The following is a 26258-nucleotide window of genomic DNA, read 5'->3' as shown; positions in this document are numbered from 1 at the left end:
GGCGGGGGGCGCCGCCCCCGGGCGGGGGGCGCCGCCCCCGGGCGGGGGGCGCCCCCTCAGCGCGCCTTCCGCAGCCCGTCGAAGGCCAGGTGGGCGACGGTCTCGGCGAGCTGGTCGCGCTCCGCCTGGTCCGGATGCGGCCGGTACCACTCCACCAGCGAGTTGATCATGCCGAAGAGGAGCCGGGTCGCGAGCCGGATGTCCACGTCGGCCCGCAGGTCGCCGTCGGCCGCCGCCGCCCCGAGCAGCTCGGCCACCCGGTGGTCGAACTCCCGGCGCCGCTCCATGGCCCACCGCTCGGTCGCGGTGTTGCCCCGCACCCGCAGCAGCAGCGTCACGTACGGCAGCTCCGCTATCAGCACCTCGACGGTCCGCCGGGTCACGTACTCGACCCGCTCCACCGCCCGCCCGCGCACCGCGCCCGGCTCCTCCAGGATCCCGAAGAGCCCGTCGAGCGCCCGGCTGACCGCCCGCCGCAGCAGCTCCTCCTTGCCCGTCACGTGGTGGTAGATCGAGGACTTGGAGATCCCCGCCGCCTTGGACAGGTGCTCCATGGAGGTGCCGTCGTAACCGCGCTCGTTGAAGACCGTCACGGCGACCGAGAGCAGCGTCTCGGGCGTGTAGGTGTCGCGCCTGGCGGTGGTCATGTCACTCGCCACCCATCTCGGTGTAGGTCCGGCGGTACAGCGCCAGGGAGGGTGCGTAGCGCCCGGTGGGCACCCGCGCGTGGAGCTCGTCGAGGACTTCGTGCGCCCACGGGGCACCGAGCCGGCGGCTCCATTCGAACGGCCCGACCGGGTAGTTGACCCCCAGCCGCATCGCGGTGTCGATGTCCTCCTCGGTGGCGACGCCCTTGGCGACGGCGTCGGCGGCGAGGTCGATCAGCATCGCCACCGTGCGGGCGACGATCATCCCGGGGACGTCCCCGATGACGCTGACCTTCTTCCCGAGCGCCTGGAACAGGCCGATCGCCCCGCGCAGCGTCTCCCAGGACGTGACCTCGGAGGCCGAGAGCGCCATCCGGGTCGCCGCCCGGTAGTCGAGGGAGAGGTCGAAGTAGACGACGTCGCGGAACTCGACCGAGGTCTGGCCGTCGGCGAGCACCAGCTGTCCGCCGCTCGGGAGCACGATGCGGGTGCCCCCGTCCTCCTCCGTCTCGTGGACGGTGATCCCGGCCTCGCGGGCCAGGGCGATCAGCTCGCGGGCCGGGCCGAGGTCGCCCTCGACGGTGATCTCGGCGGGCGCCTGCGCCGGCGGGGCCAGATGGGCCTCCGGCCGCTCCGCGCCCTCCGCGTACGCGTACCAGCCGTGGCCCGTCTTCCGGCCGAGGCGGCCCGACTCGACCAGCCGCCGCTGCGCCAGCGACGGCGTGAACTTCGGGTCCTGGAAGAAGGAGTCCCACACGGAGCGGGTGACGGCCTCGTTGACGTCCTGGCCGATCAGGTCGGTCAGCTCGAAGGGGCCCATCCGGAAGCCGCCGCACTCGCGCAGCACCGCGTCGATGGTCGCCGGGTCGGCGCCGCGCTCCTCGTACACGCGGAAGGCCTCCGCGTAGAAGGGCCGGGCGATCCGGTTGACGATGAAGCCGGGGGTGTCGGCGCAGCGCACCGGCGTCTTGCCCCAGGCCTTCATCGTCTCGTACGCGCGCGTGGCGGCGGTCTCGTCGGAGGCGAAGCCGCGGACGACCTCGACGAGGGGGAGCAGCGGCGCCGGGTTGAAGAAGTGCAGGCCGACGAAGCGGCCGGGCAGCCGCAGGCCGCCCGCGATGGCGGTGACGGAGAGGGAGGAGGTGTTGGTGGCGAGGAGGGCGTCGTCGCCGACCGCCTTCTCCAGGTCGGCGAAGAGCCGCTGCTTGACCGCCAGGTCCTCGACGATCGCCTCGACGACGAGGGCCGCGTCGGCGAGCTCCGCCAGGTCGGCGGCGGCGTGCAGGCGTCCGGCCGCGGCCTCGCGGTCGTCGGCGGTCATCCGCCCCTTCTCGACCAGCCGGTCCAGGCGGGCGCCGATCGCGGCGACGGCCTCGGCGGCCCGGCCGGGCGCGCTGTCGTAGAGCCGTACGGGATGGCCGGCGGCGAGCGCCACCTGCGCGATCCCCTGGCCCATGGTGCCGGTGCCGACGACGGCGACCGTCCGGTCCCGTCCGATCGCCCTGCCCGCGGCCCTTGCGTCGTCCATGGTGGCGCTCCCCCTGACGGTCCCGTTGGCGTGCGCGGCGGCGCCCGTGGCGGCGCCGCCTCCGGCGCCCGTACCGGCCGTGCCGGCGCTCGTTTCGGCGCTCATAGGAGTGATCCTCCCCGATGGGTTTTCCACAGGATCGACGGACCCCCTTGTCCCGACCGATCGTTCGGTTACTCTAACTCCGTACGCGTCTCCCTGCCCAGCTCGACGAGGAGTTGGTCCATCCATGGCCACCGCCCAGCCGATCACCGACGTTCTGGCCGAGAAGCACCGGTCCACGCTCGACCAGGCCCTCGCCACCATCCGCAGCCGCGCCTACTGGTCGCCGTACCCGGAGCACCCGAAGGCCTACGGGGCGGACGGCTCCCTGGACGCCGCGGCCGGCCTCGCCGCCCACCAGGCGGTGCTGAACGGCCGCTTCGAGCTCGACCAGCCGGGCACCGACGGCTGGACCGGCGGCGAGGTCTCGCCGTACGGACCCGCGCTGGGCGTCGAGTACCCGCACGCGGACGTGGACGTGCTGCTGCCCGCGATGCGCGCCGGCCTGGCCGCCTGGCGCGACGCAGGGCCGGAGACGCGCGCCCTGGTCTGCCTGGAGATCCTGTCCCGGATCTCGGCCCGCACCCACGAGTTCGCCCACGCGGTCATGCACACCAGCGGCCAGGCGTTCATGATGGCCTTCCAGGCCGGCGGCCCGCACGCGCAGGACCGCGGCCTGGAGGCGGTGGCGTACGCGTACGAGGAGCAGACCCGCACCCCCGCCGGCCGGGCCGCCTGGTCCAAGCCGCAGGGCAAGCGGGACCCGCTGGAGCTGAGCAAGGAGTTCACGCCGGTCGGCCGCGGCGTCGCCCTCGTCATCGGCTGCAACACCTTCCCGACGTGGAACGGCTACCCGGGCCTGTTCGCCTCCCTCGCGACGGGCAACGCGGTCCTGGTGAAGCCCCACCCGCGCGCGGTCCTCCCGCTGGCGCTGACCGTGAAGGTCGCCCGCGAGGTCCTCGCCGAGTCCGGCTTCGACCCGAACCTGGTGGCGCTGGCGACCGAGCGCCCGGGCGAGGGCATCGCCAAGACCCTCGCGCTCCGCCCGGAGATCCGGATCATCGACTACACCGGCTCCACCGAGTTCGGCGACTGGCTGGAGGCCAACGCCCGCCAGGCGCAGGTCTACACGGAGAAGGCCGGCGTCAACACGGTCCTGATCGACTCCACCGACGACTACAAGGGGATGCTGTCCAACCTGGCGTTCTCGCTGTCGCTGTACAGCGGCCAGATGTGCACCACCCCGCAGAACCTGCTGATCCCCCGGGACGGCATCACCACCGACCAGGGCCCCAAGTCGTACGACGAGGTGGTGGCCGACCTGGCCGCCGCGGTCGGCGGCCTCCTCGGCGACGACGCCCGGGCCAACGCCCTGCTCGGCGCCCTGGTGAACCCGGACGTGAAGGCCCGCCTGGAGGCGGCCGCGGGCCTGGGCGAGGTCGCCTTGGCCTCCCGCGAGGTGGCCAACCCGGACTTCCCGGACGCGGTCGTCCGCACCCCGGTCATGGTCAAGCTGGACGGCTCCAAGCCGGACGCGGAGGCGGCGTACCTCTCCGAGTGCTTCGGCCCGGTCTCCTTCGCCGTCTCGGTCGACTCCACGGCCGACGGCCTGGAGCTGCTGCGGCGCACGATCCGCGACAAGGGCGCGATGACGGTCGGCGCGTACACGACCTCCGCCGACACCGAGCGGGCCGTGGAGGAGATCTGCCTGGAGGAGTCCGCGCAGCTCTCGCTCAACCTGACGGGCGGGGTGTACGTGAACCAGACGGCCGCCTTCTCCGACTTCCACGGCTCGGGCGGCAACCCGGCGGCGAACGCGGCGCTGTGCGACGGCGCCTTCGTCTCGAACCGCTTCCGGGTCGTCGAGGTGCGCCGCCAGGCCTGATCCGGCGGCCCGTCCCTACTCGGGGGCCGGCACGTCGGCGTACCGCTGGATCCACGCGTGCATGGCGATCGCGGCGGCCGCCCCGGCGTTGATCGACCGGGTGGAGCCGAACTGGGCGATCGAGCAGACCGTCCGCACGTGGCGGCGGGCCTCCTCGGTCAGCCCGGGCCCCTCCTGTCCGAAGAGCAGCACGCAGCGGCGGGGCAGCACGGTCCGCTCCAGCGGCACCGAGCCCGGCAGGTTGTCGATGCCGATGATCGGCAGGTCCTCGGCCGCCGCCCAGGCGGTGAGCGCCGCGGTGTCGGGGTGGTGCCGCACGTGCTGGTAGCGGTCGGTGACCATGGCGCCGCGCCGGTTCCAGCGCCGCCGCCCCACGATGTGCACCTCCTTGGCCAGGAAGGCGTTGGCGGTCCGCACCACCGACCCGATGTTGAAGTCGTGGCCCCAGTTCTCGACGGCCACGTGGAAGTCGTGCCGGCGGGTGTCCAGGTCGGCGACGATCGCCTCCCGCGTCCAGTACCGGTACGCGTCCACGACGTTGCGCCGGTCGCCCTCGGCCAGCAGCTCGCGGTCGTAGCGCGGGTCCTCGGGCCACGGCGCCGGGTGCGGGCCGACGCCGATCTCGGGGCCGTAGCCCTCGTCGTACTGGAGCGGCTCGGCCCCGGCCGGGGCGGGGTGTTCTTCGGTGGTGCTCACCCGACGAGGGTACGGGGAGCGGCCCCGCCGCCGGAGTCCCCGCCGGAGTCCCCGGCCGCCTTCCCGCCGCCGTCCGCGCCCGCGCCCCGGCCGGCCGGCTCCCCGGCGGCGTCCTCCGCGGGCCGCTGCGGGGGCAGCCCGGCCGCGGCGGGTCCGCGCCGCAGCAGCCGGTCCCGGCCCCGGGCCGCACGCGCGCCGAGCCACACCAGGAAGACCGTGGGCAGGAAGACGGCGTCGGCGGCGATCATCGCCATCGAGAAGGCCGGCAGGCCGAGCAGGAGCGCGATGCCCGCGTGCTCCAGCATCATCGCGACGAGCAGGACGTTCTTCACCTTGCGCTTGAACAGCGTGAACGGGAAGGCGACCTGCACGATCACCGTGCCGTAGCTGAGCAGCATGACCATGATCCCGCTGGAGGCGAGCAGCTCGGAGAGGGCCGGCCAGGGCGTGAAGTAGTCCAGGTGCAGCGGGTAGAAGAGCGCGGTGCCGTCCTGCCAGCGCGAGCCCTGGATCTTGTACCAGCCGGCGGTGGCGTAGATCAGGCAGACCTCGGCCATGAGGACCGCGAGCGCCGCGTTGTGGGCGAGGTTCGCCAGCACGTCCAGCAGGACGCGGGGCTCGCCGGGCGCGTACTGCTCGACCAGCCACCACAGGCCCTGGCCGAGCCAGAGCACCCAGAGCAGCACGTGGATCCACCACTCGCCGGTGACTGGGCTGAACCAGGTCGCGGCGACCAGGAAACCGCCGAGGACGATCCAGAGGACCGGGCCCGCGAGCTCGGGCTTTCCGGCGCCTTCCGCCTCGCCCCGGGCCGCGCGGCGGGCGGCCCGCCGGGCGTCCAGGGACCAGACCTGGCCGCAGCGGATCAGCGTGAGGTAGATCGAGACGAGGTGCACGACGTTGTCGCCGCCGTCGCCCAGGAAGACGGACCGGTTCTGCAGCGAGAGCGCGCCGACCATGAAGACCACCGACACGGCCCGGGTGTGCCAGCCGAGGAGCAGCAGCACGGCGGCCGCCACCGCCAGCCCGTAGACCACCTCGAACCAGAGCCGCCCGTCGGACCACATCAGGACGGTGAAGGACCGGTTGTCGGCGATCAGCCGGCGGGCCAGGTCGAACGACCAGGGGCCGTCGGGACCGTACATCTCGTGCCGGTGCGGGAACTCCCGCACCAGGAAGAACAGCCAGGTCAGCGAGAAGCCGATCCGGACGATCGCGGTCTGGTACGGGCCCAGCGCGCGCGAGGTGACGGTCTGCGCCGCCCGGGCCAGCCTGCGGTCGAGGGGCACGCGCGCCGGAGCCGAGGCCGGAGCGGGGCGGGGGGCGGTCATCGGCTCGTCTCCGTACGGCTGCGGTCGGCGTCGGTGATGTCCCACCAGGGCATCAGGCGGCTGGCGGGCTCGGTGGAGCGCTTCTCGGTGCTCCAGTGCGGGGAGGGCACGGGCCGCACGGTCCGCCGGAGCTGGATCCGCTCCACCTTCCCGCCGACGTCCGCGCGCGCCTCCGGCCCCTCGATGCGGAGCAGCACGATGCGGCGCATGTACGCCTCCGAGAGCCGGCCCCGCACGCCCTTGGGGCGGCCCTCGTCGTCGTGCGCGTTGCCGTACCAGTCGATCGCGCGGCGCAGCATGTTCTGCTGGGTGTGGCTGGGGAAGACGCTGCCCCGGACGTCCTCGACGTCCTGGGCGGTCAGGTCGATCCAGTCGGTGGTGCGGCGGGAGCCGTCGGCGCCGGCGACCTCGGCGCGGACCTGGACCGAGACGTTCTGCTGGAGCGGGTTGGGCGCGAAGAGCTTCCAGTTCTGCTCGAACTCGGGGTAGATCCAGTCGTCGACGGCCTGCCCGTGCTGCTTGGTGACCGTGTTCGACGGCGCCACGTGCAGGAAGACCATGGCCAGGTGCAGACAGGCGAGGACCGCCGCGGCGGCGAGCGCCACCGCCGCCACCACCTGGTACGGCATGGACAGCGCCAGGATTCCCCCGGTCGGCCGCCGCTCCCCGCTGCCGTCGATGTGCGCGCTCATCCCACCCCGATCCCGGGCCTCCCGACCCGATCCCGTCCCGCCGGTGGCCCGCTCGTCTGCGCCTCGAACGGAGCAGGCGGTTATCCACAGGGTTGACACCATACGGGCCGCCGACCCACCATTGAAGTCATTCAACCGAACGATCGGTCGGTAGGGGGTCCGATGACCGCAGGGACGGCAGGGACGGCAGTGACCGCGGAAGCGCCCGGCGCGGACGCCGCGGACGCGGCGGCGCAGGCCGCCCGCGAGGCGGTGTTCGACGCCGCGGTCGCCGCCGACGAGCGCATCGAGCCGCGCGACTGGATGCCGGAGGCGTACCGCGCCTCCCTCGTCCGCCAGATCGCGCAGCACGCCCACTCCGAGATCATCGGCATGCAGCCCGAGGCGAACTGGATCACCCGCGCCCCCTCGCTGCGCCGCAAGGCCATCCTCATGGCCAAGGTCCAGGACGAGGCCGGCCACGGCCTGTACCTCTACAGCGCCGCCGAGACCCTCGGCGTCAGCCGCGACGAGCTCCTCGACAAGCTCCACACCGGCCGCCAGAAGTACTCCTCGATCTTCAACTACCCCACCCTCACCTGGGCCGACGTCGGCGCCATCGGCTGGCTCGTCGACGGCGCCGCCATCACCAACCAGGTCCCCCTCTGCCGCTGCTCCTACGGCCCCTACGCCCGGGCCATGGTCCGCGTCTGCAAGGAGGAGTCCTTCCACCAGCGCCAGGGATACGAAGCCCTGCTCGCCCTCTCCCGCGGCACCGAGGCCCAGCACGCCATGGCCCAGGACGCGGTGGACCGCTGGTGGTGGCCGTCCCTGATGATGTTCGGCCCCCCGGACGACGAATCGACCCACACCGCGCAGGCGATGGCCTGGAAGATCAAGCGCCACTCCAACGACGAACTGCGCCAGCGCTTCGTCGACATCGCCGCCCCGCAGGCCGAGGCCCTCGGCCTCACCCTCCCCGACCCCGACCTGAAGTGGAACGAGGAGCGCGGGCACTACGACTTCGGCCCCATCGACTGGGCCGAGTTCTGGGACGTGCTCAAGGGCAACGGCCCCTGCAACGACCAGCGGATCACCAAGCGCCGCCAGGCCCACGAAGACGGCGCCTGGGTCAGAGAGGCCGCCGCGGCCTACGCGCGCAAGCACACCGGACAGCACGGGGAGGCACAGGCATGAGCAGCGACACTTGGCCCCTGTGGGAGGTGTTCGTACGCTCCCGCCGAGGGCTCTCCCACACCCACGCCGGCAGCCTCCACGCCCCCGACGCGGAGATGGCCCTGCGCAACGCCCGGGACCTCTACACCCGCCGGATGGAAGGCGTCTCCCTCTGGGTCGTCCCCTCCGCCGCCATCACCGCCTCCTCCCCGGACGAGAAGGACCCCTTCTTCGAACCGGCCGCCGACAAGCCCTACCGGCACCCGACCTTCTACGAGATCCCGGAGGGGGTGAAGCACCTGTGACCGGCACCGACACCACCGCCGCCCCCCGTACGGCCGCCGACCCGGCGGTCACCGCCGCCGCCCTCGCCCTCGGCGACGACGCCCTCGTCCTCGCCCAGCGCCTGGGCGAATGGGCCGGCAGCGCCCCCGTCCTGGAGGAGGAGGTCGCCCTCGCCAACATCGCGCTCGACCTCCTCGGCCAGGCCCGCGTCCTCCTCTCCCTCGCCGGCGACGAGGACGAACTCGCCTTCCTCCGCGAGGAGCGTGCCTTCCGCAACGTCCAGCTGGTCGAGCAGCCCAACGGCGACTTCGCCCACACCATCGCCCGCCAGCTGTACTTCTCCACCTACCAGCGGCTGCTCTACGCGGCGCTGGCCGCCGGCGACGGCCCCCTGGCCGGACTCGCCGCCAAGGCCGTCAAGGAAGTCGCCTACCACCAGGACCACGCCGAGCACTGGACCCTCCGCCTCGGCGACGGCACCGAGGAGAGCCACCGCCGCATGCGCCAGGCGTGCGACGCCCTCTGGCGCTACACCGGCGAGCTCTTCCAGCCCCTCGACGGCCTCGACGTCGACCCCAACGCCCTCGAAGCCGCCTGGCTGGACTCCGTCACCGCGGTCCTCACCCGCGCCGGCCTCCCCGTCCCCACCGGCTCCCGCACCGGCGCCTGGCGCGCCGGAGCCGGCCGCCAGGGCCTCCACACCGAGCACTTCGGCCGGATGCTCGCCGAGATGCAGCACCTCCACCGCAGCCACCCGGGGGCGACATGGTGACCACCGCCACCACCCCCCTGGAGGCGGAGCTGGCCCGGATCGCCGGCGCCGTCCCCGACCCCGAGCTGCCCGTCCTCACCCTCGCCGACCTGGGCGTGCTGCGCGGCGTCCACGTCACCGGCCCCGGCCGCGTCGAGGTCGCCCTCACCCCCACCTACACCGGCTGCCCCGCCGTGGAGACGATGTCCACCGACATCGAGCACGCCCTCCACGAGCACGGCATCCCCGAGGTCACCGTCGTCACCGTCCTCGCCCCCGCCTGGTCCACCGACGACATCAGCGAGGAAGGCCGCCGCAAACTCACCGAGTTCGGCATCGCCCCGCCCCGCCCCCAGGGCCCCGCCGGCGGACCCGTCGCCCTCACCCTGGCCATCCGCTGCCCGCACTGCGGCTCCACGGACACCGAGCTCCTCAGCCGCTTCTCCTCCACCGCCTGCAAGGCCCTGCGCCGCTGCGCCTCCTGCCGCGAGCCCTTCGACCACTTCAAGGAGCTGTAGATGTTCCACCCGCTCCCGGTGAGCAGGGTCGAGCGGCTCACCGACGACTCCGTGGCCGTCACCTTCGAGGTCCCCGAAGCCCTCCACGAGACCTTCCGGCACCGCCCCGGCCAGCACCTCGCCCTGCGCCGCGCCGACGAGTCCGGCCAGGAGATCCGCCGTACCTACTCGATCTGCTCCGCCGCCGCCCCGGCCGGCGAGCGGCCCGAACTCCGCGTCGGCATCCGCCTCGTCGACGGCGGGGCCTTCTCCACCTGGGCCCTCAAGGAACTCGCCCCCGGCCACACCGTCGACGTGATGGCCCCCGCCGGCCGCTTCGTCCTCGACCCGCGCCCCGGACACTTCGCCGCCGTCGCCGGCGGCAGCGGCATCACCCCGGTGCTCTCCATGGCCGCCACCCTCCTCGACCGCGAACCCGAGGCCCGGTTCTGCCTGATCCGCAGCGACCGCACCGCCGCCTCCACGATGTTCCTCGACGAGGTCGCCGACCTGAAGGACCGCCACCCCGAGCGCTTCCAGCTCGTCACCGTCCTCTCCCGCGAGGAGCAGCAGGCCGGCCTCCCCTCCGGCCGCCTCGACGAGGAGCGGCTCGCCGCCCTCCTGCCCGCCCTCCTGCCGGTCGGCGCCGTCGACGGCTGGTTCCTCTGCGGTCCCTACGGCCTCGTCCAGGGCGCCGAGCGGGCCCTGCGCGGCCTCGGCGTCGACCGCGCCCGCGTCCACCAGGAGATCTTCCACGTCGACGACGGCTCGGGCCCCGCACCCGTCCCCACCGCCGACACCCCGGCCCACGCCACCCTCACGGCCACCCTCCACGGCCGCTCCGGCACCTGGCCCGTCGAGCGCGGCGAGAGCCTGCTCGACACCGTCCTGCGCGCCCGCGCCGACGCCCCCTACGCCTGCAAGGGCGGGGTCTGCGGCACCTGCCGGGCCTTCGTCGTCGGCGGCGAGGTCCGCATGGACCGCAACTTCGCCCTCGAACCGGAGGAGACCGACGCCGGATACGTCCTGGCCTGCCAGTCCCACCCGGCCACCCCCGACGTGGAGCTGGACTTCGACCGCTGAGCCCCACCGGCCCCCTCGGCCCGGCCGACCGGGCCGTCCCCATTCCCTTCCGCTAGAACCTGTTCTATCTTGACGGCCCGTCAGCACAGCGCTGCCTGACGGGCCGCCGGGCGGCACCGGACAGCAACGGAAGGACAGGCCCATGGACTTCACGTTCACCGAGGAGCAGCAGGCAGCCGCGGAGGCGGCCCGTACCGTCTTCGCCGACGTCACGCCCGACGCCGTGCCCAGCCCCGCCCTCACCCCGACCGCCGTCGCCGACGACCTCGACCGGACCCTGTGGAAGCGACTCGCCGCCACCGACCTCCTCGGTCTCCTCGTCGCCCCGGAGCACGGCGGCGCCGGCCTCGACGCCGTCGCCCTCTGCCTGGTCCTGCGCGAGTCCGCCCGGGTCCTGGCCCGCGTCCCCCTCCTGGAGACCGCCGCCGTCGCCCACGTCCTCCAGCGCCACGCCCCGGCCGGCACGGCCGCCGCGCTCCTGCCCGAGGTCGGCGCGGGGCGGCTCGTCCTCACCGCCGCCTCCCACGGCGCCACCGGCCACGAGCCCGCCGAGCGGGCCGTCACCGCCCGCCACGACGGCACCCACTGGATCCTCGACGGCACCACCGACCACGTCCCGTGGGCCCACCACGCCGACCTGACCGCCGTCCCCGCCCACACCACGGACGGCCGCACGGTCCTCGCCCTGCTCCCCCGCGACCACCAGGGGCTCGCCCTCGACGCCCAGTACGGCACCCACGGCGAACGCCTCGCCCGGCTACGGCTCGACGGCGCCCGCCTCACCGACGACCGCGTCCTCGACTCCGCCGACGCCTGGCCGGCGCTGCGCGCCCTGCTCACCACCGGCACCTGCGCGCTCGCCCTCGGCCTCGGCGAACAGGTCCTCACCATGACCAGCCAGTACACCGGGAAGCGCGAACAGTTCGGCCACCCCGTGGCCACCTTCCAGGCCGTCGCCGTCCAGGCCGCCGACCGCTACATCGACCTCCGCGCGATGGAGGCCACCCTGTGGCAGGCCGCCTGGCGCGTCTCCACGGCCGCCGACGCGGCCCTGCCCGCAGAAGCCGACCTCGCCGTCGCCAAGATCTGGGCCTCGGAGGGCGTGCGCCGGGTCGTCCAGACCGCCCAGCACCTGCACGGCGGCTTCGGCGCCGACACCGACTACCCGCTGCACCGCTACCACGCCTGGGCCAAGTACCTCGAACTCTCCCTCGGCCCGGCCGCCGCCCACGAGGAGACCCTGGGCGACCTCATCGCCGCCCACCCCCTGGGCTGACCCGGAAGGGCACGGCTCAGGCGACGAACCCGGGACCGTTGTCCGCGACCACGGGACGCCCGGCGCCCTCCCAGGCCACCATCCCGCCGTCCACGTTCACCGCGTCGTACCCCTGCTGCACCAGGTACTGCGTGACCTGCGCCGACCGGCCGCCCACCCGGCACATCACATAGGCGCGGCCGCGCTCGGCGAGCACCTCGCCGACCTCGGCGAACCGGGCCACGAAGTCGCTCATCGGCACGTGCACCGCGCCCTCGACCCGCCCGGCCGCCCACTCGTCGTCCTCCCGCACGTCGAGCACCAGGGCATCGGCGGGGACGGACGCGGCGGGCACCGACGGCAGCGGGGCGAAACTCATGGGAACGACCTTCTCTCCTGTACGGCGTCAACCGCCTCGACCTGGGAAAACCTACTGCACCAGCGTGGCAAGCTCGGCCTCTCGCTCGGACACCTGGCCGCGGAGCTGCTCGGCGATCTCCTCCAGGAGCCGGTCCGGGTCCTCCGGCGCCAGCCGCAGCATCGAGCCGATGGCGCTGTCCTCCAGCTCCCGGGCCAGCGCCGACAGCAGGTCCTTGCGCTGCGCCAGCCACTCCAGCCGCGCGTACAGCTCCTCGCTCTCGCCGAGCCGCTCCTCGGCCGGCACCGGGCCCGCCTCCCACTCGTCGGCCAGCTCCCGCAGGGCCGTCTCGTCGCCCCGCGCGTAGGCGGCGTTCACACGGGTGATGAACTCCTCCCGCCGCTTGCGCTCGTCGTCCTCCCGCGCCAGGTCCGGATGGGCCTTGCGGGCCAGCTCGCGGTAGAGCCGGCGGACCTCCTCGCTGGGCCGCACCCGCTGCGGCGGCCGCACCGGCCGCTCGGTCAGCATCGCGGCCGCCTCCGGGGAGAGCCCCTCGGAGTCGATCCAGTCGTCGAACAGCGCCTCCACCCCGGGCAGCGGCAGCACCGCGGCCCGCGCCTCCTGGGCCCGCCGCAGGTCCTCCGGATCACCGCTCTTCTCGGCCCGCGCCTCCGCGATCGAAGCGTCCAGCTCGTCGAGCCGCGCGTACATCGGACCCAGCTTCTGGTGGTGCAGCCGCGAGAAGTTCTCCACCTCGACCCGGAAGGTCTCCACGGCGATCTCGAACTCGATCAGCGCCTGCTCGGCCACCCGCACGGCCCGCTCCAGCCGAGCCTCCGGCCGCTCACCCCCAAGCGCCTGCTCCTGGCCCTGCTTCTGGCCCTGGCTCTCGCGCCGGTCCTGGCTCTCGCGCCGGTCCTGGCTCTCGCGCCGGTCCTGGCTCTCGCCCTGATCCTGGCCCTGGCTCTCGCCCCGGTCCTGGTCCTGGTGCTGGTCCTCGCTCACGTTCCCGCCCGCCCACGTCCTCGTTCCGGCCCGACTCCTCAAGCCTAGGTCCTGTCCGGGGGCCCTCCCCCCTCCCTCCCCTCCCCCTCCCCCCGTTTTCGTCATGCCGCGCAACGGCCCGACCCTCGCCATGCCTCGCCGACTCTCACCACGCCTCGCCGACCCTCGCCACGCCTCGCTGACTTTCGCCGCGCCTCGCCGCCCCGCCGTCGCCGACCCCCTTCGCCGCCCGTACCCGCCGTCGCCCGCCCCCCTTCGTCAGACCCCGAGCTCCGCCGCCATGCGGCCGGTGCGGATCGCCGTGAGCAGGTCGGCGTGGTCGGCGGTGGTGCGGTCGGCGTAGGTGACGGCGAAGGCGGCCACGGCTTCGTCGAACTCCTCGTTCTTGCCGCAGTAGCCGGCTATCAGGCGCGGGTCGGCGCTGTGGGCGTGGGCGCGGGCGAGGAGTGCGCCGGTCATGCGGCCGTAGTCGTCCACCTGGTCGGCGGTGAGCGCGGCGGGGTCGACGCTGCCCTTGCGGTTGCGGAACTGGCGCACCTGGAAGGGGCGCCCGTCGACCGTGGTCCAGCCGAGCAGGATGTCGCTGACGACCTGCATGCGCTTCTGGCCGAGGACGACGCGCCGGCCCTCGTGGCCGGGGTCGGGGACGGCGAACCCGGCGGCGGGCAGGTGGGGCAGGAGGACCGACGGGCGGGCTTCCTTCACCTGGAGGACGAGCGGTTCGCCGCGGTGGTCGAGGAGCAGGACGACGTAGGAGCGGGTGCCGACGCTGCCGGTGCCGACGACCCGGAAGGCGACGTCGTGGACGGTGTACCGGGCGAGGAGCGGGCGGCGGTCCTCGGAGACGGTCTCCAGGTACTCGCCGAGGGCGGTGGTGACGGCCGCGGCCTCGGCGTCGGGGACCCGGCGCAGGACCGGGGGCGCGTCGACGAAGCGGCGTCCGCCGCCGTCGGTGTCGGCGACGGCCTCGGTGGAGCGGGCGGCGAACCGGGCGCTGGTGTTGTTGCGGGCCTTGGCGGAGACGCGTTCCAGGGTGCCGAGGAGATCGCGGGCGTCGGTGTGGGAGACGAGTTCCTCGTCGGGTATCGCGTTCCAGGCGTCGAGGGCGGGGAGCCGGGCGAGGAGGCGCATGGTGCGCCGGTAGGCGCCGACGGTGTCGAAGGCGGCGGCCCGGCAGGTGTCCTCGTCGGCGCCGACGACGCGGCCGGCGAGGACGAGGGAGGTGGCGAGCCGCTTGAGGTCCCATTCCCAGGGGCCGACGGCGGTCTCGTCGAAGTCGTTGAGGTCCATCACGAGCCGGCCGCGGGCGTCGCCGTAGAGGCCGAAGTTGGCGGCGTGGGCGTCGCCGCAGAGCTGGGCGGCGACGCCGGTGACGGGGGTGCCGACGAGGTCGTGGGCCATGAGGCCGGCGGAGCCGCGCAGGAAGGCGAAGGGGTTGGCGGCCATGCGGCCGACGCGGATGGGGGTGAGCTCGGGAACCCGGCCGCGGCTGGACTCCTCGACGGCGCGGACCGCGTCGGGGCGGCCGGCGGGGAGGGTCAGCTCCGCGTGGGAGGAGCGGGGGACGGTGGTGCGCAGCCGCTTGCCGATGTCCCTGGGGGAGTGCTCCGCGGTGCCGCGCCGTACGAATCCGGGCACGTGCGGGATGCGCTGCCCGTCCGTTCCGCCACGCTGTCCCGGCACGACGGCCTGGTTCTCGTCCATGGGACGACCTCCCCCGTTGACTGGTCGGACGGTGGGTCCGACGACTTCCGGGCCTGACGGTACAGCCGGTCTTGATCGGCCGTCTCCCCCTGTGGACAACGGCCTGTGGACAACCGCCGGTCCCTGGTCAGACGGCCACGGCCTCTTCCATCTCCTCCTCGCTCTCCGTCTCCGCGCCGGATCCCGCCTCCGGCTTCGTCTCCTCCGGCTTCGTCTCCTTCCGCGGCTGCTCGTGGGCGGCGGCCAGGGCGTTCCGCCGGGCCTCGGTGCGGCCGGCGAGGGTGACGAGGAGGACTCCGGCGAGGAACCAGAGGGCGAGGACGAGGACGTTGCCGCCGAGGCCGTGTCCGTCGAGGTAGACGTGGCCCCGGATGCCCTCGACGAGGCCGGCGCCGTTCCAGAAGGCGTGCAGGGAGCCGAAGAAGCCGGGCTGGAGCTCGGGGCGGTAGATGCCGCCGGAGCTGGTGAAGTTGAGCATGACGAAGAGGACCATCACGCCGAGCGTGGTCCACCGGCGGAGGTAGGTGTGGAGCCCGATGCCGATGAGGAGGATGCCGGCGGCGTAGAGCCAGGAGAGCGCCCAGACGCCGGCGAGGCCGTGGTCGACGAGGTGGAAGACGGGCCCGGCGAAGAGGGTGCCGATGAGGCTGACGACGAGGGAGGTGCCGACGGCGAGCAGGGCGCGGATGCGCATGGGGAGGGCCGCTCCGGCGGCGCCGATGACGGCGACGGAGGCGTAGGCGCCGATGCTGACGGCGACGAGCAGGAAGAAGACGCCCTGGCCGGTGGGGTCGCCGGAGGCGGTGGGGGCGAGGTCGGTGACCTTGAGGGGGGCGTCCTGGCCGGCGGCGACCTGGGTGAAGACCTTCTCGACGGCCATGGCGCTGGTGTCGGAGGAGGCGGAGGCGACGAGGAGTTCGGGGTGCTCGCCGGGAATGTAGGCGCCGTAGCTGTCCTGCTGCCGGAGGGCGGTGGCGGCGGTGGCGCGGTCGGGGACGGTGCGGACGTCGAGGGCGCCGGCGGCCTTGTCCTGGAGGGTCTGGGCGAGGACCTGGGTGGTGGGCCCGGAGCCGACGATGTCGACGCGCAGGTCGTGGGGCTGGGGGGCGTGGAAGGCACCGAGGTAGGCGAGGCCCATGCCGAGGCACATGAGGAGGGGGGTGACGAGGTGCCCGAGGACGTGCCGCAGGGCGGCGGCTGTGGGGTTCGGTCCGGTGGACACGGTGGCCTCCGAAGACAGTGGTTGGGTTTTACAACTAAAGAACCGTTGTACTATACAACCGAAAGTCCGTTCAGGGCGAGTGCGCCGAAGGAGCCCCCATGTCCGACGCCGACACCGGAGCGCCGCCCGACACGGCGCCCGTCACACCGCGCGAGGAGTCCGTGGACGTCATCCAGCGCGAGCTGACGGCCTTCGCCCGCCGGGCCCGGGCCGCCGCGGCCCGGGTCCACCCGGAGATCCCGCTCGTCTCGTACACGCTCCTCGCCCACATCGCGGAGCAGAGCGGCTGCCGCGCCACGGATCTCGCGGCGCACTACCTCCTGGACAAGTCGACGGTCAGCCGTCAGCTGGGCGGCCTGGAGAAGCTGGGCCTGGTGGAGCGCCGGCCCGCCGCCGAGGACCACCGGGTGCAGGTGCTGCACCCCACGGAGGCCGGTCTCGCGGTGCTCGCCACCGCCCAGGCCAACCGTCTCGCCGCCTATCAGGAGCGCCTGAAGGACTGGTCGGGCGAGGACCTGGCCCGCTTCGCCGGCTATCTCCTCCGCTACAACGCGACGGGCCCCGCCGACCTCCCCGCCCCGACTGACCACCCCGCCGAACAAGCCCGCTGACCGCCCCACCGACCTCCCCACCGGCTCCCCCTGGTGGTCTCCCCTGGTGGCCTGTCCTGGCGGTCTCCGGCGCTACAGCCCCGCGTCCCGTGCGAGCAGCGCCGCCTGGACGCGGTTCTCGCACTGGAGCTTGGCGAGGATCCGGCTGACGTAGGTCTTCACGGTCGCCTCGCTCATGTGCAGTCTGCGGCCCGCGTCGGCGTTGGAGAGTCCTTCGCCGAGGACGGCCAGTACTTCCCGCTCCTTCTCGCCGAGTGCGGCGATCCGCCCGCGGGCCTCCTCGGCGCGTGCGGTCTCGCGGCCGGAGGCGAGCCGTTCGACGACGTGCCGGGTCGCCGCCGGCGAGAGGTAGGCGTCGCCTGCCGCCGCGGCCCGGACGGCCCCGATCAGTTCGGCGGGGGCGGTGTCCTTCAGCAGGAAGCCGGCGCTGCCGTGCTCCAGCGCCCGCAGGACGTTCTCCCGCTCGCCGAAGGTGGTCAGCACGATCACCCGCGCCGCCGGTGCGGCCCTGCGCAGCTCAGGAAGGGCGGAGAGCCCGTCGAGGACCGGCATCTGGATGTCCAGCAGCACGACGTCGGCGGCGTGCGCGCGGGCCGCGTCGACGGCCTCGCGGCCGTTCGCGGCCTCGGCGACCACCTGGATGTCCGGATCGGAGTTGAGGATCATCCTGATCCCCGCCCTGATCAGCGGCTCGTCGTCGGCGACCACGACCTTGACGACCCGGACTGGCCGCCCGGACCGTCCCGTCCCCTCTGACAGCACTGCGCCTCCCCCAACGCTTCGGTACGGGCCGCCGAGGCGCTACTGCCTCACGACGTACGACTTCTTCTCGATCAGCTTGCCGTCCTTGAAGCAGAACCGGAAAACGGGGTCCTCCTCGAAGTCGTCACCCATCTCGGTGGAGAGCACGACGAGGCAGTCGGAGCCCGCGGGTCTGGCGGGCCCTCCCTTGTCGGTGATGCCGAGCACGGCGAGGGATTCGGAGCCGGGCAGCGCGGCCCGGACGTCGGCCTCGGCGGTGCCGACCGCGATCGACTCGTACTTCTCGGGCGTGACCATGTCCTCCTGGAAGGACCCGACGAGGTGGTAGAGGCCGAAGCCGGCCGCGACGAGCAGGACGACGAGCGCCGCGAAGGCGATGCCGCAGCCGAGCGCGACCGATGCCCCGGTGCTCCGTGTCCTTCCTCCGTGCAGTGCCATCGCCAACTCCCGTTCCGTGAAGGTCCAGTCGGGATCTCCGGCCGGTACGGGACGACTCTCTCCGCCGAGGGGCTTCGTCGACTGCTGCCGGAAGTCGTCGGCCGCATCGACCAAAGGCGCGGATTCGCCGGTCGGCGCGGAGCCGTACGGCAGCATCCCGGCGACCCGGAACCCTCCGCCGTCGGCGGGTCCCGCGTGGCACATGCCGCCGACGAGGCGGGCCCGTTCGACGAGTCCTGCCAGGCCCTGGCCGCCGCTGACGACGCCTTCCGCGGGGCCGTCGGCCGGCTCCTCGTTGAAGACCTCGACGACGAACGTGTCCGGTTCGTAGCGCAGTTCGACGCTGATCGGGGCGCCGGGGGCGTACTTGTAGGCGTTGGTGAGCGCTTCCTGGGCCATGCGGTACGCCGCGTGCCCGGCGGCCGGCTCCAGGGGCCGCTCGACTCCGCTGCGCCGCAGTGCGACGCGGTTTCCGGCAGCGCGCGCGGAGGCGACGAGTCCTTCGATGCCGGCGATCCCGCGGGCCGCCCGGCCGCTCTCGTCGCCGGCGGCCACCGGGCCGGTGTCGGGGTCGGGGGCCTCGGTGCCGTCCCGGAGTATGCCGACGACCTCCCGCAGTTCGTGCATGGCGGTCACGGACGCGTTCCTGAGCACGCCGACGACCTGGCGCTGCCGTTCGGTCAGCTCGCGGTCGACCTCCAGCGCGCCGGTCTGCACGGCGATCAGGGCGAGTTGGTGCCCGAGGCTGTCGTGCATGTCCTGGGCGATGCGCTGCCGCTCCCGCAGCCGGGCGTTCCGTCCGATCATCGCCCGCTCGCTCACCAGCCGTACGTTGCGCTCCTGGAGGGCGTGGAGGAGGGTGCGGCGCTGGGCCCAGTAGCGGTGGGCGAGGCCGGGCGCGAGGGTGGTGCCCAGGTAGTAGAGGGTCGCCATGAAGGCGAGGGTGAGCAGCCGCTGCCGGTCCCAGCTGACGAGCAGGGTGCAGCCGACGTTGAGGACGTAGGCCGCGACGTAGGCGTGCAGGGCCCGGCCGACGCCGACGATGTGGCCGCCGGCGGACCAGCCGAGGACGAGCAGCAGCGCGCCGAGGCCGGGAACGGCGGGGGCGAGCGCGGCGGTGAGGACGAGCACGCCGGCGGGGAACCGGCGGCGCAGCAGCGACAGTACGGCCGCGGCGACGGCGACCGCGGCGAGCTGCCATCCCTCTCCGCCGAGCAGTTCCTCGGTGCCTGCGGCGAGCAGGGCGACGACGGCGGTGAGGGCGGCCTCTCCGACGGTCCTGCGACGCGACCACTCCCCGGCGGGCACGAGCCATCTCCACGCGGCGGCCGTCCTGGCCCCGATCCCGCGCCCGTCCCCCGCTTTACCGTCCCCCGTCCTCCCGGCTTCCGTCCGTCCGGCGGCCGTCTTCCCGGCCGCGGTTCCCACCCGTGTCGCTTCCACGCTCGCACCCTAGGCAGCGGTCCGGCCCCGCGGCGTCCCTCTTTCGTCGCGGCCCGGAGCGACGAAAGACGGGGCGTCACCGGTTCCGGACAACGCGGAAGCCCCGTAGGTCTGGGACCTACGGGGCTTCCGTCTGGTGCGCGAGGGGGGAGTTGAACCCCCACGCCCTTTCGGGCACTGGAACCTGAATCCAGCGCGTCTGCCTATTCCGCCACCCGCGCATTGGGTGGTCTCCCGGTCTCTCACCTTTCGGTGGGAGCGCCTGGCGACATCTGAAGATTAGCACGTCGGAGACGGTGGATTCACATCCGTTGTTTCGGCCCCCCGCGAGCAGAACAGAGGAGGGGAGGGAAGGACGCCGCCGCCCTCCGGGAAAGGCCCGGGAGAGACGCCGGGGGGAGAGACCGGGAGCGGGGCCGGGGAGGGATCGGGGAAGAGTCCCTCCCGCCCTCCCCGGCGCAGGCCGCAAGGACGGAAGGACCGGAGGACGCAAGGACCGGGGCCGGAGGGGCCGGGGACAGGAGAACGGGGGAGAAACACAGGGGGGAGGAACGGAGGGGAGAAGTAAGGAGAAGAAGGAGAGAAGGGACACAGGGGAAAGAGGGGAGAGAGGGGAGAGACAGGGGAGAAGCGGGAGGTTGCGGCGCCGGCCGCCCCGATCGACTCGCTCGCTCCCGCCCTCCGGCTCTCCTGTCGGACAGCCTCGTGCGGGACACTGTCCACAAGCCCCCTCTACGATCCCTGGGGGGAGGGCCTGTGAGAGGTGACACTCGTCCACAGGGCAGAGAAGGGGAACCAGCCGATTTCCCGACGCGTGGATACGATCAGTAAGCAGTACCAGGACGGCAACGACGGAGGAGGTGCCCCATGGGAGTCCTGAAGCGTTTCGAGCAGCGTCTCGAAGGTCTGGTCAACGGCACCTTCGCCAAGGTGTTCAAGTCCGAGGTCCAGCCGGTCGAGATCGCCGGCGCGCTCCAGCGCGAGTGCGACAACAACGCGCAGATCTGGAACCGCGAGCGGACCGTCGTCCCCAACGACTTCATCGTGGAGCTCAGCGCGCCCGACTACGAGCGCCTGAGCCCCTACTCGGGGCAGCTGGGCGACGAGCTCGCCGGGCTGGTCCGGGACTACGCCAAGCAGCAGCGGTACACCTTCATGGGACCGATCAAGGTCCACCTGGAGAAGGCCGACGACCTCGACACCGGCCTGTACCGGGTGCGCAGCCGTACGCTCGCGTCGAGCACGTCCCAGCCGCAGCCGTCCGCCGGGCAGCAGCACGGCGGGCAGCACCAGCCCCACCACCAGCAGCAGGGCCCCGGCGGCTACGGGTACCCCCCGCAGGGGCCCCCGCCCGGCGCTCCGCCGATGCCTCCCTCGCCGCCCGGCGGCGCGGGTCACCGGCCCGCCGCCGGCGGCCGTCCCCCGGCGCCCGGCGGCACCCAGGTGCGCCGCTGGATCGAGATCAACGGCAACCGCCACCAGATCTCCCGCCCGACCCTGGTCCTCGGCCGCAGCACCGACGCGGACGTGAGGATCGACGATCCCGGCGTGTCCCGCCGGCACTGCGAGATCCGGACCGGAACGCCCTCGACGATCCAGGATCTCGGATCCACCAACGGCATCGTGGTGGACGGACAGCACACCACCCGCGCTACGCTCCGCGACGGCTCGCGGATCGTCGTGGGCAGCACCACCATCGTTTACCGGCAAGCCGAAGGGTGAAGCGGGGGCAATGTCAGAGCTGACCCTGACGGTCATGCGGTTGGGTTTCCTGGCCGTTCTGTGGCTGTTCGTCATCGTGGCCGTCCAGGTCATCCGCAGCGACCTGTTCGGTACGCGGGTGACCCAGCGCGGTTCGCGCCGCCAGGAGGCGCGTCCTCAGCAGAGCGGGCGCCAGCAGGCCGCTCCGCCGCAGCAGCGCGGCCAGCAGCCGCAGCAGTCCGGCGGCGGCCGGTCGCGGCGCGGTGCGCCGACGAAGCTGGTCGTCTCCGAGGGCACCCTCACCGGCACCACCGTCGCCCTCCAGGGCCAGACGATCACGCTGGGCCGGGCGCACGACTCGACGATCGTGCTGGACGACGACTACGCGTCCAGCCGGCACGCCCGGATCTACCCCGACCGGGACGGCCAGTGGATCGTCGAGGACCTCGGGTCCACGAACGGCACGTACCTCGACCGGACCCGCCTCACCACCGCGACGCCGATTCCGCTGGGGGCGCCGATCCGCATCGGCAAGACCGTCATCGAGCTGCGGAAGTAGTACGACAATGAGCGAGCTGACCGGAGCGACCGGAGGGTGGGCAGTGTGGGTCGAGACCGGCTGTACCCCGATGCAGCGGCGACAGGGCAGGTGGGCATGAGTCTGTCCCTGCGATTCGCCGCGGGCTCGCACAAGGGCATGATCCGCGAGGGCAACGAGGACTCCGGTTACGCCGGTCCCCGTCTCCTCGCGATCGCCGACGGCATGGGCGGCCAGGCCGCCGGCGAGGTCGCCTCCTCCGAGGTGATCTCGACGCTCGTCGTCCTCGACGACGACATCCCGGGCTCCGACATCCTCACCTCGCTGGGCACGGCGGTGCAGCGCGCCAACGACCAGCTCCGGATGATGGTCGAGGAGGACCCGCAGCTGGAGGGCATGGGCACCACGCTCACCGCCCTCCTGTGGACCGGGCAGCGGCTCGGCCTCGTGCACGTCGGCGACTCCCGCGCGTACCTGCTGCGCGACGGCGTCCTCACCCAGATCACCCAGGACCACACCTGGGTACAGCGGCTCGTGGACGAGGGCCGGATCACCGAGGAGGAGGCCACCACCCACCCGCAGCGCTCGCTCCTGATGCGCGCGCTCGGCAGTGGCGACCACGTCGAGCCCGACCTCTCCATCCGCGAGGTCCGCGCCGGCGACCGGTACCTGATCTGCTCCGACGGACTGTCCGGCGTCGTGTCCCACCAGACCCTGGAGGACACCCTCGCCAGCTACCAGGGCCCGCAGGAGACCGTGCAGGAGCTGATCCAGCTCGCGCTGCGCGGCGGCGGCCCCGACAACATCACGGTGATCGTCGCCGACGTCCTCGACGTCGACGGCGGCGACACCCTCGCCGGCCACCTCAGCGACACCCCGGTCGTCGTCGGCGCGGTCGCCGAGAACCAGCAGCAGCTGAACGACGGCGGCGCCATGCAGACCCCGGCCGGCCGCGCCTCCGGACTCGGCCGCCCCGCCCCGCACCACCAGCCGCCCGCCGGCGGCTTCGGCCCGCCCGGCAGCGGCGACGACCACGGCTACGGCGGGCCGCCGCACGGCGCCTTCGACTCGTACACCGAGGACGACTTCGCCAAGCCGCGCCGCAAGCGGCGGTGGATCGGGCGCACCCTGATCCTCGTCCTCGCGCTCGGCCTCCTCGCCGGCGGCGCGTACGGCGGCTGGCGCTGGACCCAGACCCAGTACTACGTGGGCTCCAACGCCGAGCACGTGGCGCTGTACCGGGGCATCAGCCAGGACCTCGCCTGGGTGAAGCTCTCGGAGGTCGAGAAGGACCACCCCGAGATCGAACTCAAGTACCTCCCCGCCTACCAGCGGAAGCAGGTCGAGGACACCATCGCGGGCGGCAGCCTCGCCAAGGCCCAGACGAAGATCTCCGAGCTGGCGGTGCAGGCCTCGGCCTGCAAGAAGACCGAAGAGCGCCGTGTGGCCAAGGAGAAGGCCGACAAGGAGAAGGCCGCCGCCGAGGCGGCCGAGAAGCCGGCCGACGGGGCCGCCGCCAAGCCCGAATCCAAGCCCACCGCAGCCGCTCCGACCCCGGGTCCCACCCTCACTCCGGAGGAGCAGAAGCTGGCCTCGAACTGCGGCAAGCAGTAAGCACCCGTAGGGGGCCTTTCACCACCATGAGCGTTGTCACCAACACGACCACCATCGGCGCGATCGAGGCGCCGAGCCGCCGCAACACCGAGCTGGCGCTGCTCGCCTTCGCCGTCGCGATCCCGGTGTTCGCGTACCTCAACGTGGGGCTCGCGCTGGACGGCGAGGTGCCCTCCGGCATGCTCGGCTACGGGCTCGGTCTCGCGCTCCTCGCGACCGTCGCCCACCTCGTCGTCCGCAAGTGGGCGCCGTACGCGGACCCGCTGCTGCTGCCGCTCGCGACCCTGCTCAACGGCATGGGCCTGGTGCTGATCTGGCGGCTGGACCAGTCCCCGCGGCTGATCTCCCTGGCGAAGCGCAGCTACGGGGCCTTCAGCCCGTCCGCGCCGAACCAGATGATGTACTCGGCGATCGGCATCGCCATGTTCGTGGGCGTGCTGCTGCTGCTCAAGGACCACCGGGTCCTCCAGCGGTACACGTACATCTCCATGGTCGTGGCGCTGGTGCTCCTGCTGCTGCCGCTGGTCCCCGGCCTCGGCGCGGACGTCTTCGGCGCCAAGATCTGGATCCGCATCGGCGGCTTCTCGATCCAGCCCGGTGAGTTCGCCAAGCTCGTCCTCGCCGTCTTCTTCTCCGGCTACCTGATGGTGAAGCGGGACGCGCTGGCCCTGGCCAGCCGCCGCTTCATGGGGCTCTACCTGCCGCGCGGCCGCGACCTCGGCCCGATCCTGACGATCTGGGCGGTCAGCCTCCTCATCCTGGTCTTCGAGAACGACCTCGGCACCTCGCTGCTGTTCTTCGGCATGTTCGTGATCATGCTGTACGTGGCGACCGAGCGGACCAGCTGGATCGTCATGGGTCTGCTGATGGCCGTCGCGGGCGCGGTGGTCGTCGGTTCCACGGCGAGCCACGTGCAGTCGCGCGTGGCGGCCTGGCTCGACCCCTTCGAGTGCCTCAAGACGGCCCCCGAGGGCTCGAACATGGCGTACGCCTGTGACCAGATGACGCAGGTGCTGATGTCCTTCGGCTCCGGCGGCATCCTCGGCACCGGCCTCGGCCAGGGCAACTCCGACCTCATCCAGTTCGCCGCCAACTCCGACTTCATCTTCGCCACCGTCGGCGAGGAGCTCGGCCTGACCGGCGTCATGGTCTTCCTGCTGCTGTACGGCCTGATCATCGAGCGCGGCATCCGCACCTCCCTCGCCGCCCGCGACCCCTTCGGCAAGCTGCTCGCGATGGGCCTCTCCGGCGCCTTCGCGCTGCAGATCTTCGTCGTGGCCGGCGGTGTGATGGGGCTCATCCCGCTCACCGGCATGACGATGCCGTTCCTCGCGTACGGCGGTTCGTCCGTGATCGCCAACTGGGCCCTGATCGGCATCCTGATCCGGATCAGCGACACCGCGCGCCGTCCGGCGCCCTCCCCCGCACCGAATCCCGACGCCGAGATGACCCAGGTGGTCCGTCCGTGAACAAGCCGCTGCGCCGGGTCGCGATCTTCTGCGGCCTGCTCGTCCTCGCCCTGCTCGTGCGCGACAACTGGCTCCAGTTCGTCCGTGCCGACGAGCTGAACGCCAACCCCAAGAACCGGCGCATCCAGATCGAGCGCTACTCGAACGAGCGCGGCAACATCATCGTCGACGGCAAGCCGATCACCGGCTCCGTCGACTCGGGCGACAAGTTCTACAAGTTCAAGCGGACCTACGTGGACGGCCCCATGTGGGCCCCGGTGACCGGTTACGCCTCGCAGGCGTACGACGCCAACCAGATCGAGAAGATCGAGGACGGCATCCTCACCGGCAACGACGACCGGCTCTTCTTCGACCGCACCCTCGCCATGTTCACCGGCGAGAAGAAGAAGGGCGGCGACGTCGTCACCACCCTCAACGGCGCCGCGCAGAAGGCCGCCTTCGAGGGCCTGGGCAACAACACGGGCGCCGTCGTCGCGATCGAGCCGTCGACCGGCAAGATCCTGGCGCTCGCGTCCACCCCGTCGTACGACCCGGCCTCCTTCGCCGGCTACTCCGACAAGGACGAGAAGGCCTGGGTCGGGCTGGAGAAGGACAAGAACAAGCCGAAGCAGAACCGCGCCCTGCGCGAGATCTACCCCCCCGGCTCGGTCTTCAAGGTCGTGACCGCCGCCGCCGCGCTGGAGGCCGGCAAGGTCAAGGACATCGACGCGGCGACGGACACCCCCGAGGGCTGGAAGATCCCGCTCTCCCGGCTGCCGATGAAGAACCACTCGGGCGGCTGTGCCAACGCCAGCCTCAACGAGGCGCTGCGGATCTCCTGCAACTCGGTCTTCGCCAAGCTCGGTGACGACGTCGGCGTCGAGAAGATGAACGAGATGGCGGAGAAGTTCGGCTTCAACGCCGAGCAGTTCACCCCGGTCCGCTCCGCCGCCTCGGTCTACGACAAGAACGCCGACCGCGGTGGCAACGCGCTCTCCTCGATCGGCCAGTTCAACACCGCGACCACCCCGCTCCAGATGGCGATGGTCACGGCGGCGATCGCGAACGACGGCAAGCTGATGAAGCCGTACATGGTCGACCAGCTGCGCGCGCCGAACCTGGACGTGATCAAGCAGAACGAGCCGGAGCAGATGAGCCAGCCCGTCTCGCCGGAGAACGCCCAGAAGCTCCAGGCCATGATGGAGAACGTCGTCTCCAAGGGCACCGGCGCCAAGGCCGACCTGAACATGAGCGGCGTGAAGGTCGGCGGCAAGACGGGTACCGCGCAGCACGGCGAGAAGAACGCCAAGCGGCCCTACGCCTGGTTCATCTCGTACGCCAAGACCGACCAGGGTTCCCCGGTCGCCGTCGCCGTGATCGTCGAGGACGCCGAGGGCGTCGGCCGTGAGGACATCAGCGGTGGCGGTCTCGCCGCACCGATCGCGAAGGCGGTCATGAAGGCGGTTCTGAAGAGCCGCGGCTGATCTTGCGGAGGGCCGGTGCCCGCCAGGTACCGGTCGGGTATCAGCTGCCCTCCGCGCGTGGTGCGGCTCTTCGGGGCCGGTAG

24 protein-coding genes and 1 tRNA gene are annotated in these 26258 nt (G+C 72.7%); 13 read left to right on the top strand and 12 right to left on the bottom strand.

The window, feature by feature from the left end:
• Nucleotides 1–56: 56 nt before the first annotated feature.
• Together ACFW6A_RS04250 and ACFW6A_RS04245 are read right to left on the bottom strand one after the other, a co-directional pair.
• Nucleotides 57–647 (bottom strand): TetR/AcrR family transcriptional regulator, encoded by a 591-nt coding sequence (locus ACFW6A_RS04250; protein WP_351844946.1) that lies wholly within the window; start codon nt 645–647, stop codon nt 57–59.
• 1 nt (nt 648) lies between these two features.
• The gene (locus ACFW6A_RS04245) at nt 649–2175 is read right to left on the bottom strand and encodes a 3-hydroxyacyl-CoA dehydrogenase (protein WP_351845039.1); all 1527 of its coding nucleotides are present in this window, start codon (nt 2173–2175) and stop codon (nt 649–651) included.
• A 229-nt stretch (nt 2176–2404) separates the two neighbouring features.
• Between ACFW6A_RS04245 and paaN the strand changes: the two genes are divergently transcribed.
• Nucleotides 2405–4102, top strand: a complete 1698-nt coding sequence (gene paaN, locus ACFW6A_RS04240) for a phenylacetic acid degradation protein PaaN (protein WP_351844948.1) — start codon at nt 2405–2407, stop codon at nt 4100–4102.
• 15 nt (nt 4103–4117) lie between these two features.
• Here the strand turns inward: paaN and ACFW6A_RS04235 are convergent, their stop codons facing one another.
• Genes ACFW6A_RS04235 through ACFW6A_RS04225 form a run of 3 tightly spaced genes read right to left on the bottom strand, consistent with a single transcriptional unit; the run spans nt 4118 to nt 6821 of the window.
• Nucleotides 4118–4798, bottom strand: coding sequence for a TrmH family RNA methyltransferase (locus ACFW6A_RS04235; RefSeq protein ID WP_351844950.1), 681 nt, complete (start codon nt 4796–4798; stop codon nt 4118–4120).
• A complete protein-coding gene (locus ACFW6A_RS04230) occupies nt 4795–6129 on the bottom strand; it encodes an HTTM domain-containing protein (RefSeq protein WP_351844952.1) in 1335 nt (444 codons plus the stop codon). Before ACFW6A_RS04230 ends, ACFW6A_RS04235 begins: the two co-directional genes overlap by 4 nt.
• On the bottom strand, nt 6126–6821 hold the full coding sequence (locus ACFW6A_RS04225) for a DUF5819 family protein (RefSeq protein ID WP_351844954.1): 696 nt from the start codon (nt 6819–6821) through the stop codon (nt 6126–6128). The genes ACFW6A_RS04230 and ACFW6A_RS04225 overlap by 4 nt, the downstream gene beginning before the upstream one ends.
• Before the next feature lie 162 nt (nt 6822–6983).
• Here ACFW6A_RS04225 and paaA point away from each other — a divergent pair, with 162 nt between their 5' ends.
• From paaA to ACFW6A_RS04195, 6 genes are all read left to right on the top strand, one after another.
• A complete protein-coding gene (gene paaA, locus ACFW6A_RS04220; RefSeq protein ID WP_351844956.1) occupies nt 6984–7997 on the top strand; it encodes a 1,2-phenylacetyl-CoA epoxidase subunit PaaA in 1014 nt (337 codons plus the stop codon).
• Complete coding sequence (paaB, locus tag ACFW6A_RS04215; RefSeq protein ID WP_030493720.1) at nt 7994–8281, top strand: 1,2-phenylacetyl-CoA epoxidase subunit PaaB; 288 nt, start codon at nt 7994–7996, stop codon at nt 8279–8281. The genes paaA and paaB overlap by 4 nt, the downstream gene beginning before the upstream one ends.
• Nucleotides 8278–9033 carry a 1,2-phenylacetyl-CoA epoxidase subunit PaaC gene (paaC, locus tag ACFW6A_RS04210; protein WP_351844958.1) on the top strand — a complete coding sequence of 252 codons (756 nt, stop codon included), beginning with the start codon at nt 8278–8280 and terminating at the stop codon, nt 9031–9033. Before paaB ends, paaC begins: the two co-directional genes overlap by 4 nt.
• On the top strand, nt 9027–9530 hold the full coding sequence (gene paaD / locus ACFW6A_RS04205) for a 1,2-phenylacetyl-CoA epoxidase subunit PaaD (RefSeq protein WP_351844960.1): 504 nt from the start codon (nt 9027–9029) through the stop codon (nt 9528–9530). The genes paaC and paaD overlap by 7 nt, the downstream gene beginning before the upstream one ends.
• Nucleotides 9531–10592, top strand: a complete 1062-nt coding sequence (locus tag ACFW6A_RS04200; RefSeq protein ID WP_351844962.1) for a 2Fe-2S iron-sulfur cluster-binding protein — start codon at nt 9531–9533, stop codon at nt 10590–10592. It abuts the gene before it with no gap.
• Nucleotides 10593–10734: 142 nt separating this feature from the next.
• A complete protein-coding gene (locus ACFW6A_RS04195; RefSeq protein ID WP_386638535.1) occupies nt 10735–11868 on the top strand; it encodes an acyl-CoA dehydrogenase family protein in 1134 nt (377 codons plus the stop codon).
• Between the two features lie 16 nt (nt 11869–11884).
• On the opposite strand, the gene ACFW6A_RS04190 is transcribed toward ACFW6A_RS04195, so the two are convergent.
• The 4 genes from ACFW6A_RS04190 to ACFW6A_RS04175 all read right to left on the bottom strand — a co-directional run bounded on the left by ACFW6A_RS04190 (nt 11885) and on the right by ACFW6A_RS04175 (nt 16136).
• Nucleotides 11885–12226 carry a rhodanese-like domain-containing protein gene (locus ACFW6A_RS04190; RefSeq protein WP_351844966.1) on the bottom strand — a complete coding sequence of 114 codons (342 nt, stop codon included), beginning with the start codon at nt 12224–12226 and terminating at the stop codon, nt 11885–11887.
• Between the two features lie 51 nt (nt 12227–12277).
• Nucleotides 12278–13033 (bottom strand): J domain-containing protein, encoded by a 756-nt coding sequence (locus tag ACFW6A_RS04185; protein WP_386638636.1) that lies wholly within the window; start codon nt 13031–13033, stop codon nt 12278–12280.
• A 435-nt stretch (nt 13034–13468) separates the two neighbouring features.
• On the bottom strand, nt 13469–14914 hold the full coding sequence (locus tag ACFW6A_RS04180; protein ID WP_386483957.1) for a DUF2252 domain-containing protein: 1446 nt from the start codon (nt 14912–14914) through the stop codon (nt 13469–13471).
• Nucleotides 14915–15041: 127 nt separating this feature from the next.
• Nucleotides 15042–16136 carry a hypothetical protein gene (locus tag ACFW6A_RS04175; protein WP_386638532.1) on the bottom strand — a complete coding sequence of 365 codons (1095 nt, stop codon included), beginning with the start codon at nt 16134–16136 and terminating at the stop codon, nt 15042–15044.
• Between the two features lie 98 nt (nt 16137–16234).
• On the opposite strand from ACFW6A_RS04175, the gene ACFW6A_RS04170 reads away from it, so the two are divergent.
• On the top strand, nt 16235–16747 hold the full coding sequence (locus tag ACFW6A_RS04170; protein WP_351844972.1) for a MarR family winged helix-turn-helix transcriptional regulator: 513 nt from the start codon (nt 16235–16237) through the stop codon (nt 16745–16747).
• Nucleotides 16748–16819: 72 nt separating this feature from the next.
• Here ACFW6A_RS04170 and ACFW6A_RS04165 read toward each other — a convergent pair whose 3' ends face one another.
• The 3 genes from ACFW6A_RS04165 to ACFW6A_RS04155 form a co-directional block, all read right to left on the bottom strand.
• On the bottom strand, nt 16820–17509 hold the full coding sequence (locus ACFW6A_RS04165; protein WP_351844974.1) for a response regulator transcription factor: 690 nt from the start codon (nt 17507–17509) through the stop codon (nt 16820–16822).
• A gap of 39 nt (nt 17510–17548) precedes the next feature.
• Entirely contained in the window at nt 17549–19255 is a 1707-nt protein-coding gene (locus ACFW6A_RS04160) for a histidine kinase (protein ID WP_351844976.1), read from the bottom strand.
• 269 nt (nt 19256–19524) lie between these two features.
• A tRNA-Leu gene (locus tag ACFW6A_RS04155) sits at nt 19525–19611 on the bottom strand.
• 646 nt (nt 19612–20257) lie between these two features.
• Here ACFW6A_RS04155 and ACFW6A_RS04150 point away from each other — a divergent pair.
• From ACFW6A_RS04150 to ACFW6A_RS04130, 5 genes are all read left to right on the top strand, one after another.
• On the top strand, nt 20258–21112 hold the full coding sequence (locus tag ACFW6A_RS04150; RefSeq protein WP_351844978.1) for a DUF3662 and FHA domain-containing protein: 855 nt from the start codon (nt 20258–20260) through the stop codon (nt 21110–21112).
• A 10-nt stretch (nt 21113–21122) separates the two neighbouring features.
• Nucleotides 21123–21650, top strand: coding sequence for an FHA domain-containing protein (locus tag ACFW6A_RS04145; protein WP_351844980.1), 528 nt, complete (start codon nt 21123–21125; stop codon nt 21648–21650).
• Nucleotides 21651–21746: 96 nt separating this feature from the next.
• Complete coding sequence (locus tag ACFW6A_RS04140) at nt 21747–23243, top strand: Stp1/IreP family PP2C-type Ser/Thr phosphatase (RefSeq protein WP_351844982.1); 1497 nt, start codon at nt 21747–21749, stop codon at nt 23241–23243.
• A 26-nt stretch (nt 23244–23269) separates the two neighbouring features.
• Nucleotides 23270–24712 carry an FtsW/RodA/SpoVE family cell cycle protein gene (locus ACFW6A_RS04135; protein WP_351844984.1) on the top strand — a complete coding sequence of 481 codons (1443 nt, stop codon included), beginning with the start codon at nt 23270–23272 and terminating at the stop codon, nt 24710–24712.
• Complete coding sequence (locus tag ACFW6A_RS04130) at nt 24709–26175, top strand: penicillin-binding transpeptidase domain-containing protein (RefSeq protein WP_351844986.1); 1467 nt, start codon at nt 24709–24711, stop codon at nt 26173–26175. The genes ACFW6A_RS04135 and ACFW6A_RS04130 overlap by 4 nt, the downstream gene beginning before the upstream one ends.
• Nucleotides 26176–26258 lie beyond the last annotated feature (83 nt).

Origin of the sequence: Streptomyces sp. NPDC058758 (assembly GCF_042746075.1) — a bacterium.
Taxonomy (GTDB): domain Bacteria; phylum Actinomycetota; class Actinomycetes; order Streptomycetales; family Streptomycetaceae; genus Streptomyces.
This window is presented reverse-complemented; position numbering and strand designations above follow the sequence as displayed.

Bases quoted from the DNA above. Each gene is read 5' to 3' on its own strand.
- paaB (WP_030493720.1), top strand. From the start codon at position 7,994: ATGAGCAGCGACACTTGGCCCCTGTGGGAGGTGTTCGTACGCTCCCGC.
- ACFW6A_RS04250 (WP_351844946.1), bottom strand. From the start codon at position 647: ATGACCACCGCCAGGCGCGACACCTACACGCCCGAGACGCTGCTCTCG.
- ACFW6A_RS04135 (WP_351844984.1), top strand. From the start codon at position 23,270: ATGAGCGTTGTCACCAACACGACCACCATCGGCGCGATCGAGGCGCCG.
- ACFW6A_RS04245 (WP_351845039.1), bottom strand. From the start codon at position 2,175: ATGGACGACGCAAGGGCCGCGGGCAGGGCGATCGGACGGGACCGGACG.
- ACFW6A_RS04200 (WP_351844962.1), top strand. From the start codon at position 9,531: ATGTTCCACCCGCTCCCGGTGAGCAGGGTCGAGCGGCTCACCGACGAC.
- ACFW6A_RS04195 (WP_386638535.1), top strand. From the start codon at position 10,735: ATGGACTTCACGTTCACCGAGGAGCAGCAGGCAGCCGCGGAGGCGGCC.
- ACFW6A_RS04140 (WP_351844982.1), top strand. From the start codon at position 21,747: ATGAGTCTGTCCCTGCGATTCGCCGCGGGCTCGCACAAGGGCATGATC.
- ACFW6A_RS04225 (WP_351844954.1), bottom strand. From the start codon at position 6,821: ATGAGCGCGCACATCGACGGCAGCGGGGAGCGGCGGCCGACCGGGGGA.
- ACFW6A_RS04180 (WP_386483957.1), bottom strand. From the start codon at position 14,914: ATGGACGAGAACCAGGCCGTCGTGCCGGGACAGCGTGGCGGAACGGAC.
- ACFW6A_RS04145 (WP_351844980.1), top strand. From the start codon at position 21,123: ATGTCAGAGCTGACCCTGACGGTCATGCGGTTGGGTTTCCTGGCCGTT.
- paaD (WP_351844960.1), top strand. From the start codon at position 9,027: ATGGTGACCACCGCCACCACCCCCCTGGAGGCGGAGCTGGCCCGGATC.
- ACFW6A_RS04230 (WP_351844952.1), bottom strand. From the start codon at position 6,129: ATGACCGCCCCCCGCCCCGCTCCGGCCTCGGCTCCGGCGCGCGTGCCC.
- paaA (WP_351844956.1), top strand. From the start codon at position 6,984: ATGACCGCAGGGACGGCAGGGACGGCAGTGACCGCGGAAGCGCCCGGC.
- paaN (WP_351844948.1), top strand. From the start codon at position 2,405: ATGGCCACCGCCCAGCCGATCACCGACGTTCTGGCCGAGAAGCACCGG.
- ACFW6A_RS04170 (WP_351844972.1), top strand. From the start codon at position 16,235: ATGTCCGACGCCGACACCGGAGCGCCGCCCGACACGGCGCCCGTCACA.
- ACFW6A_RS04190 (WP_351844966.1), bottom strand. From the start codon at position 12,226: ATGAGTTTCGCCCCGCTGCCGTCGGTGCCCGCCGCGTCCGTCCCCGCC.
- ACFW6A_RS04150 (WP_351844978.1), top strand. From the start codon at position 20,258: ATGGGAGTCCTGAAGCGTTTCGAGCAGCGTCTCGAAGGTCTGGTCAAC.